Consider the following 9,142-nt stretch of genomic DNA (forward strand, 5'->3'; position numbering starts at 1 on the left):
GCCGCCCCGCATCTTCTCGGAGTACCTCATGAACCACGGTCCCGGCGCCCTGAATCGCATCTATCGACTCGTCTGGAACGACAGCACCGGGGCCTGCGTCGCGGTCGCCGAAGGCACACGCTCGCGCGGCAAACGCAGCCGCGGCGTCGCCGGCGTCGTGCTCGGCGCCGGGCTGGTGCTCGGGCAGACGGCGGCCTGGGCGGCGCCGCCGGCGGCCAACGCGCTGCCGCAGGGCGGCCAAGTCGTCAGCGGCCAGGCGGCACTGCAGCAGCAGGGTGCGCGGCTGGACATCACGCAGGCCAGCCAGCGTGCGGCGATCAACTGGCTGAGCTTCGACGTCGGCAGCCAGGCGCTGGTGCAGATCCAGCAGCCGAACGCGCAGGCGGTGCTGCTCAACCGCGTCACCGGTGCCGACCCGTCGGCCATCCATGGGCGCCTCAGCGCCAACGGCCAGGTGCTGCTCGTCAACCCGAACGGCATCGTCTTCGGCCGCGGCTCGCGCGTCGACGTCGGCGGGCTGGTCGCCAGCACGCTGGACATCGCCGACGCCGACTTCGCCGCCGGCCGGCTGAAGTTCACGCGCGGGGACGGCGCCGGCAGCGTCGTCAACCAGGGCACGATCAACACCGCCGCCGGCGGTTACGCGGCGCTGCTGGCGCCCGAGGTCATCAACGAAGGCGTGGTCAGCGCGCGTCTGGGCACGGTCGCGCTGGCCGCCGGCGACGCGGTGACGCTGGACGTCGCCGGCAGCGAGCTGCTGGGCGTCAAGGTCGACCCGGCGACAGTGGCCGCGCTGGTCGAGAACCGCCAGCTCGTGCAGGCCGAAGGCGGCCGCGTGATCCTCAGCGCCGGTGCCGCGCAGCGATTGCGCGAGCAGGCGGTGGCCGGCGGCGGCGGTGCGACCGACATGCTCGTCGCCGCCGACGGCGCCGTTCGCCTGGTCGGCAACACCGGCAGCATCGTCGCGCAAGGCGGCCAGGTCACGCTCAGCGGCGGCAACGTCGATCTCGGCGGCAGTGTCGCCGCGCGCGATGGCGGACGCCTCCTGGTGCAGGCCGACTATGTCGGCCAGTCGGGCACGCTGGACGTCTCGTCGGCGAAGGGCGCCGGCGGTGCGGTGCAGATTCAGGCCGACACGGTCATCCAGACCGCGCAGGCGCGGGTCACCGCCGACGGTGCGACGCGTGGCGGCAGCATCGCGGTGACCGGCAGCACCGGCGCCGAGGCCGACTCGTCGGTCTACAGTTCGGCGACCTTCAGCGCCCGCGGCGGCAACGGCGCCGGCGGCGACATCGCCGTGACCGCCGCCAGCGTGCAACTGCGTGCGGCGACGCTCGATGCGAGCGGCGCGCAGGGCGGGCGCGTGCGCGTCGGCGGCGGCTTCCAGGGCGGCGACATCACGCTGGGCAACGCGACGACGGTCGGCGTCAACGCGTCGACCGTGCTGCGCGCCGATGCGGCCGGTGCACACGGCAACGGCGGGCAGGTGGTGGTCTGGTCCGACGACAAGACGCTGTTCGCCGGCCGCATCAGCGCGCGCGGCGGCAGCTTCGGTGGCGCGGGCGGGCAGGCCGAGGTCTCGGGCAAGCAGGACCTGGCATTCCAGGGCCTGGCCGACCTCAGCAGCCGCGACGGCCGCTCGGGCCGCCTGCTGCTCGACCCGCGCAACCTCATCGTCGACAACCTCGGCAGCGCGCTGGCCAGCCTGTCGATGAGCGACCCGACTCCCGACGCCACCAACGGCTTCGGCAGCTCGACGCAGGTGCTGCGCAACGGCCGCGTCGTCGTCACCGCGCCGGGCGCGGACACCGGCGCGGTCAACGACACCGGCGCCGTCTACCTGTTCGACAGCTCGACCGGCGCGTTGCTCAGCAATCTGCGCGGCAGCCACGCCGGCGACAAGGTCGGCAGCGGCGGCGTCACCGTGCTGAGCAATGACAACTACCTCGTGCGCAGCCCCGAGTACGGCACCGTCACCGGCGTCACCGTCACGAACTTCCTTTCCGACGAAGGCACCGGGACCCGTACCGCGCCGACGGCGCCGAACTACTACGCGTTGCAGACCGGCACGAGCGCCTCGGCGGGCGCGATCACCTGGCAGAGCAAGTCCGGCAGCGGCTCCAGCCTCGTCAGCGCGAGCAACAGCCTGGTCGGCGACACCTCGAACACCGACAGCATGGTGCCGCACGGCTACAGCGGCCTCACGGTGACCAATCCGGCGGCGGTCACGGTCACGGCCAACGACCGCCTGGGCGGCGCCGACGTGCTCAGCGGCACGAAGGTGGCCCGCCCCGGCACGCGCATCGTCGAGCTGGCCGACGGGAACGTCGCCATCGCGGCGCCGACCTGGTTCAACGGCCGCGGCGCAGTGGTCTGGATGGACGGTGACACCGGTGCGCTGTCCACCGGCGCGGCCGGGGCAACGGTCTCGGCCAGCACGGCGCTGGTCGGCTCGACGCCGAACCGCACGCTGGCTCCGGTGTCGACCGCGACCGACGGGACGAAGGTCTACGTGGTCGGTGCCGACGAGCTGAACAGCACCGGGACCAACGAGCTGACGCGTCTCGGCGCCTCGGCCTACTACAACTACACCGACGCCAACCAGAACCGGCGCACGACACCGCCCGGTGCCGCCGGCGACATGGTCGGCAGCCTGCTGACGGTCCTGCCCGGCGGCGCTTACGTGGTCAACTCGCCGTTGTGGTCGAACGGCTCGGCGGTGTATGCCGGTGCCGTGACCTACGGCGCCGCGGGTGGCGGCAGCGTCGGCGCGGTCGGTGGCGCGAACAGTCTGGTGGGCAGCAGCGCCTACGACTTCGTCGGCAGTGGCGGCGTCGCCAAGGTCGGCAGCAGCAGCCAGAACTATGTCGTCGTCAGCCCTTATTGGTCGGGCAACGGCAACGCGGCCGCCGGACGTTTCCTGGAGAACGACCCGAACGGTGCCGTCACCTGGGTCGACGGCAGCAATGGCCAACCGTTCGGCGCCGGCACCCGCGGCGTGGCCGTCGGGGCCGGCAACAGCCTGGTCGGCGCTGCCGGTGACGGGCTCGGCGCGTACTCGAACATCGAGTCGGCCCTCTACACGAGCTACGAGTACAACTCGACGACCTATGCGTCGAGCTTCCAGACCGCGCTGCGCACGACGGTCTCGCTGACCGACGGCCTGCGCGTGCTGGCCAACGGCAACTACCTCGCGGTCGACACCTCGTGGAACGGAACGCGTGGCGCCGTCACCTTCGGCAGCGGTGACAGCGGCGTGGCCGGCACCGTGTCGGCGGCCAACAGCCTCGTCGGCAGCACCGTCGGTGACAACGTCGGCAAGACCGTCACCGAGCTGTCCGACAGCCATTACGTCGTGGCGTCGCCGACCTGGAGCAACGGCGCGACCGCGCAGGTCGGCGGCGTGACCTGGGGTTCGGGCACGGCGGGCGTCTCGGGGGCGCTGTCGTCGTCGAACAGCCTGATCGGCAGCGGCGCCTACGACCAGGTGGGCGTCGGCGGCGTGCTGGCCGTCGGCGACGCCGACAGCAACGGGCGGCGTGCCAACTACATCGTGCTGAGCCCGCAATGGGGCAACCGCGGCGGCAACGAGCGCACGACCGTCGCCTACGGCGCGGTCACCTGGGGCAGCGGCAGCGGCGGCGTCGCCGGCACGGTGTCGGCCGGCAACAGCCTGGTCGGGAACTCCGCCGGCGACTACGTCGGCAGCTATCACTACGGCGACAACCGCAGCTACGACTCCGCCAACAGCTTCTTCGCCACCGACGGCACGACCTTCGTCATGGCTTCGCCGACGGCGTGGGCGGCCAACCTCGCGGCGACCGTGGACGTGCTGGACGACGGCAGCTACGTCGTGCGCAGCCCGAGCTGGGGCGGCGGCAAGGGCGCCGTGACCTGGGGCTCGGGCAGCGCCGGTGTCAGCGGGACGGTCGACAGCTCCAACAGCCTGGTCGGCAGCACGGCCGACGGCTACACGACCGTCACGACGAGCGACGGCTCGCGCAGCTTCTATGACATCAACGGGATCCTGCGCAGCGCGACGTTCTCGCGCGATACGACCTACCTGACGACGACCGGCGACCACGTCGGCCTGCTCGGGCAGGCGCTCAGCGGCGGCCGCTACATGGCCGTGAGCCCGTCCTGGGGCAATGGGCGCGGCGCGCTCAGCATGGTCGGCGCAGGCACCGTCGGGACCGTCGGCGTGGCCAACAGCGTCGTCGGCAGCACGCCTGACGTCTACACCGACGCCAACCACACGACGCTGGTCAGCGCGGGCGACCGGCTCGGCACGCTGCCGAGCCTCAGCCTCGTCACCGTGCCGTACACGAGCACCGGCAGCGCCGCCGGGACGACCTACGTCATCGGCGATTCGACGTCGCGTCAGGTCGGTCTCTACTACATGAACCACACGGTGACGACGGGCACGCCGTCGAACACGACCTACAAGGGCAGCACCGGATTCACCTACAACGCGCTCTCGGACTGGTACCTCACGGCCTTCACGCTGAACATGTACCCGCTCGTCAAGGAGCTGTCGAACGGGGCCGTCCTCGTCGGCAGCGCCGGGTGGAACAACGGCAGCGCGCTCAACGCGGGCGCCGTGACCTGGTTCAGCGCCAGCGGGCAGCTGTCCGACGGCAGCAGCGGCGGCACGCTCTCGGATGTCAACAGCGTCGTCGGCAGCCACACGCGTGACTGGCTCGGCTACCGCCTGCCGGTGGACGGTGTCATCGAGCTGAATGGCCCCAACGCCGGCAACTTCGTGCTGGTCAACTCGCAGTGGTGGGATGGCCGCGGCGCCGTGACCTGGGGCAGCGGCACCTCGGGCGCCGCCGGCACCGTCTCGGCGGCCAACAGTCTGGTCGGGAGCAAGGCCGACACGCGGCCCGCGACCACGCTAGTCGCGCGGGCGGTCTACAACAACGGCACCGGCGTGGCCTACAACACCTGGGCCGTGCGTGACAACACGACCGGGCAGACCGCCGGTGCCGTCACCCGCGACGGCGACCGCATCGGCCAGGGCGGCGTTTACGCGCTGGCCGACGGCAACGTCGCCATCTCCTCGCCGTTCTGGGACCACAGCAACGCCAGCTACACGAACAACGTCTATCTCGGCTACGGCGCGCCGAAGTCCAAGGGCGCGGTGACCTGGATGAACGGCGGCAGCGGCCAGCTGTTCGGCGGCGACGCCGGCGGCACCGTCAGTGCCGCCAACTCGCTGGTCGGCAGCTCGTATGGCGATGCGGTGTCGTGGGCGGTCTGGGAGCAGGGCAGCCCGTCGCTGACCGCCAGCTTCCTGATGCCCGGGGTCACCGCATTGCCCGATGGCGCGTACGTCGTTGCCAGCCCCTACTGGGCCAACGGCGCCGCCACCGCGGCCGGCGCGGTGACCCACGTCTCCGCCGGCGGCATGGCCGGTGCGGTCGGCACCGGCAACAGCCTCGTCGGCAGCACGGCCAACGACCACGTCGGTCTGAGCACCGGCATCCGTGTCGGCGCGACCGGCACGAACCGCAAGGTCATCTCCGGCGTGACCGTCGTGAACGTCTGGAATCCGCTGGCGAACGCCTACGAGACCAACTACTTCGTGCGCTCGCCCGACTGGGCCAACCTGGCCGATCCGACCGGCGGCCTGCGGGCCGGCGCGCTGACCTGGGTGGACGGCTCGACCGGCCTGGCGGCCGGCGAGAACTCGCGCGGCGCGGTCGTCTCGGTCACCAACAGCCTGGTCGGCAGCACTGCAGGCGACAAGGTCGGCAGCCATCTGTCGCTCGTCTCCGGCACGGTCGGCGGCAACAGGGTCACGACCGGCGATCTGCTGATGTTCAGCAACATCGCCGACTGCGACATCCCCGGCGTCGGCGCCATCACCCTGATCTCGGGGCTCACCGGCGCGACCGGCCCGGTCGGCTGGCGCAACAGCGTGGTCGGCCTGGCGCCGACCGCCGACGGCCTGAACACGAGCAGCTTCTCCGGCGGCACGAACCTGCAGAACTACGTCAGCGACGTCCAGTACGCGCTGCTGCCGACCGCCGTGACCGCGTCCGAGACGGTGGCGTACCGGCCGCTGGTCTGGGCCGCACCCAACGCCACGAGCGGCAAGAACGCGTCGCAGGTGATGGCGCTGACGCTGGTCGCCGACGACCTCGCGCAGCCGCGCAATGCCGACCAGATCAACGGCAACGCCGGCAACCTGAACTGGGGCAGCGCCGGCTTTGCCGGCGATGCCGCCGGGTTCGGTGCGCTGGGCGGCAGCGGCGGCTTGCTGGGCTTCTCGGCCAGCCTCGGTGCCGATGTCGTGCTGACCCCGGCCACGCTGACCGCGATGCTCGACGCCGGCACCGACGTCACGCTGCAGGCCAGTCGCGACATCACGGTCGTGCGCGACCTGATCGTCAGTGCCGGCGGACTCGGCGGCGACCTGACGCTGGAGGCGGGGCGCTCGATCCTGCTGTACGGCCACGTCCAGACCGACAACGGCGACTTCACCGCGATCGCCAACCAGAACCTGTCCGCCGGCGTCGTCGCCAACGACTGCCCGTCGTGCTCGGCGTCGCTGACGATGGCGCCCGGCAGCCGCATCGATACCGGCACCGGCGCCTTGTCGCTGCGCCTGCTCGACAGCGACAAGGCGAGCGACGTCGCGGGCGCCATCACGGTCTCGCAACTCGCGGGGCGGTCCATCTCGGTGGTGAACCAGGGCCTGAACGCCAGCTCGCAGGGCATGGGCATCCGCTTCACCAGCGGCTCCAGTGTCGGCGACGCCGACACCGAGGCCGTCGAACTGGCGGCCGGCGGCAACAGCGGCGTCACCAACGGCGGCATCGTGCTGGCCGCCGACACGACGATCAACGGCGCCAGCAACGCCGAGCTGAAGGTTCGTGCGTCGTCGGCGAGCACCGACCTCAGCCTTGGCGGCAGCGTGCTCGGCGGTGCTGCGCTGACGCTCAGCGCGGCGCAGATCGGCGCCATCCTGAAGCAGAGCAGCGGCTTCGACGTCATCCAGTTCGGCAGCAACGATCAGGGCGGCGTCACGACGCTGGGCGCGCTGGACTTCACCCAGGCCTCGATGCTGCGCGGCGCGAGCACGCTGGATGCCAACCTGCGCCTGTCCGGCGGGGGCGGCGGCATCCTGGTTGGCAGCACGCTGAAGTCGGGCGCCGCAGACGGTCGCCAGCTCGAGCTGTTCACCTATGACGGCACGATCACGCTGGGTGCCAGCTCGGCGATCACCGCCAGCACCGGCGACCTGCGCTTCAGCAGCTTCGGCGGCGGCGTCACGCAGGCCTCCGGCAGCACGATCAACGCGGCGGCGATGCGTTTCGGCGGCGACGCCACGGCCGTGCTCACCGCCGGCGACAACACCATCGGCAACCTGGCCGGCAACTTCGGCAGCCTGGACATCAAGACCACCAGCAGCACCACGGTGCATGCCGACGGCCTGGCCGCTGACCATGGCCTCAGGCTGCAGGCCAGCGGCGCCAGCAGCGACATCACGCTCGCCGGCACCGTCGCCAACGGCAGCGGCGACCTGGTGCTGGCTGCCGGTCGCCACTTCGTCAACAACACCGCCGTCGACACCGGTCTCGACGCCGGCACCGGCCGCTACCTCGTCTACTCGACCAGCCCCAGCGGCACGACCGAGGGCATGACGGGCTACGACAAGCACTATGCCCAGAGCTACAGCGCCGGCAGCACGCCGGCCTACGCGGCCAGCGGCGACTGGTTCCTCTACAGCGTCTCGCCGACGCTGACGGTCAGCGCCGGCAGCGGCAGCAGCGTCGTCTACGGCAGCGGCGCGTCGACGCCGGCGGTGTCCATCACCGGCTTCATCGACGACGACACCGTCGCCAGCGCGACGACCGGCTCGCTGGACACCAGCCTGTCGAGCTACACCGCCAGCGGCGCCGGCTACATCCCGGTGGGCAGCTACACGCTGGCGCTCAACGGCCAGGGCACGTTCACGAGCAGCCTGGGCTACACGATCAGCGTGACGACGGGTTCGAGCACGCTGACCGTCACGCCCAAGGCGATCAACGTCAGCGGTCTGAGCGCCAACGACAAGGTCTACGACGGCACGACGGCCACCACCGTCAGCGGCACGGCGGCGATCGTCGGCGGCGGCAGCGTCAGCGGCGACGGCAGGTACCTGAGCAACGACGTGGTCTCGCTGTCCGGCACCGCCTCCGGCGCCTTTGCCGACCGCCATGTCGGCGACAACAAGTCGGTCACGCTGTCGGGCCTGACGCTCGGCGGCGCCGACGCCGGCAACTACACGATCAGCACCGACTCGGTGACCGCCGACATCACGCCGAAGACGCTGACCGTCAGCGGCCTGAGCGTGGCGTCGAGCAAGGTCTACGACGGTTCGACCACGGCCACCGTCAGCGGCAGCGGCAGCCTGCTGGCCGCGCAGGCCGCAGGCAGCGGCAGCACCGGCGACGGCCGGGCCTACAGCGGTGACACGATCTCGCTGTCCGGCACCGCCACCGGCAGCTACAACGACGCCACGGTCGCCGGTGCCAGCACCGTCAGCTTCGGCGGCCTGACGCTCAGCGGCGCCGAGGCCGGCAACTACGTGCTGGCCCTGGGCAGCCAGGCGGCGACGATCACGCCCAAGGCGCTGACCGTCACCGGCCTGACGGCGCAGAACAAGGTCTACGACGCGACGACGACCGCCAGCTTCGGCGGCACGGCGGCGCTGTCCGGTGTCGTCGGCAGCGACGCGGTGTCGCTCACCGGCACGCTGGCGGCCAGCTTCGGCACCGCCGATGCCGGCACGAACAAGAGCATCACGACCAGCGGCCTGTCGCTCACCGGCGCGGCGGCCGGCAACTACTCGCTGACTGCGCTGACGGCCCAGGCCGACATCACGGCGCGCACGCTGGACGTCACGGCGCTCGACCGCTCCAAGACCTACGGCGATGCCGACCCGACGCTGGGCTTCAGCGTCGGCGGCCTGGGCCTGGTCGGCGGCGACAGCGCGGCCGACGTCTTCGCCGGGCTGCTGAACACCGTCACCGGGGCCTCGGCCACGGCCGGCACGCATGCGATCACCCAGGGCACGCTGGCCGTGGCCGACGGCAACTACCAGCTCGGCACGTTCACTGCCGGCACGCTGACGGTGGCCAAGGCACAGCTG

At 71.7% G+C, this 9,142-nt stretch carries 1 protein-coding gene; it reads left to right on the plus strand.

Features of this window, described 5'->3' with window-relative positions:
* Window positions 1-28: 28 nt before the first annotated feature.
* Window positions 29-9,142 (plus strand): YDG domain-containing protein (locus tag G5B56_RS11260; RefSeq protein WP_164963253.1); only part of this gene is annotated, 9,114 nt, incomplete at its 3' end.

This window comes from Rubrivivax sp. JA1026, assembly GCF_011065555.1.
Taxonomy (GTDB): Bacteria; Pseudomonadota; Gammaproteobacteria; order Burkholderiales; family Burkholderiaceae_C; genus Rubrivivax; species Rubrivivax benzoatilyticus.